The sequence below is a fragment of the Nodularia sp. LEGE 04288 genome (genome assembly GCF_963896525.1).
In the GTDB taxonomy this organism is placed as follows: domain Bacteria; phylum Cyanobacteriota; class Cyanobacteriia; order Cyanobacteriales; family Nostocaceae; genus Nodularia.
This window is the reverse complement of the sequence record NZ_CAWQOY010000091.1, coordinates 1-768: the sequence shown is the minus strand read 5'-3', so window position 1 is coordinate 768 and position 768 is coordinate 1. Positions and strand designations below refer to the sequence as shown.

Genomic DNA, 768 nt, shown 5'->3' with positions numbered 1-768 from the left:
GCCTGAAGATGAGCTCGCGTCTGATTAGCTAGTAGGTGTGGTAAAGGCGCACCTAGGCGACGATCAGTAGCTGGTCTGAGAGGATGATCAGCCACACTGGGACTGAGACACGGCCCAGACTCCTACGGGAGGCAGCAGTGGGGAATTTTCCGCAATGGGCGAAAGCCTGACGGAGCAATACCGCGTGAGGGAGGAAGGCTCTTGGGTTGTAAACCTCTTTTCTCAGGGAAGAAAAAAATGACGGTACCTGAGGAATAAGCATCGGCTAACTCCGTGCCAGCAGCCGCGGTAATACGGAGGATGCAAGCGTTATCCGGAATGATTGGGCGTAAAGGGTCCGCAGGTGGCTATGTAAGTCTGCTGTTAAAGAACTTAGCTTAACTAGGTAAAAGCAGTGGAAACTACAAGGCTAGAGTGCGTTCGGGGTAGAGGGAATTCCTGGTGTAGCGGTGAAATGCGTAGATATCAGGAAGAACACCAGTGGCGAAGGCGCTCTACTAGGCCGCAACTGACACTGAGGGACGAAAGCTAGGGGAGCGAATGGGATTAGATACCCCAGTAGTCCTAGCCGTAAACGATGGATACTAGGCGTGGCTTGTATCGACCCGAGCCGTGCCGGAGCTAACGCGTTAAGTATCCCGCCTGGGGAGTACGCAGGCAACTGTGAAACTCAAAGGAATTGACGGGGGCCCGCACAAGCGGTGGAGTATGTGGTTTAATTCGATGCAACGCGAAGAACCTTACCAAGACTTGACATGTCGCGAATCT

Annotated in this window: 1 rRNA gene; it reads left to right on the top strand. The window is 53.3% G+C overall.

The window, feature by feature from the left end:
- Nucleotides 1-768 (top strand): 16S ribosomal RNA (locus AACX33_RS06325); the annotation flags it as partial.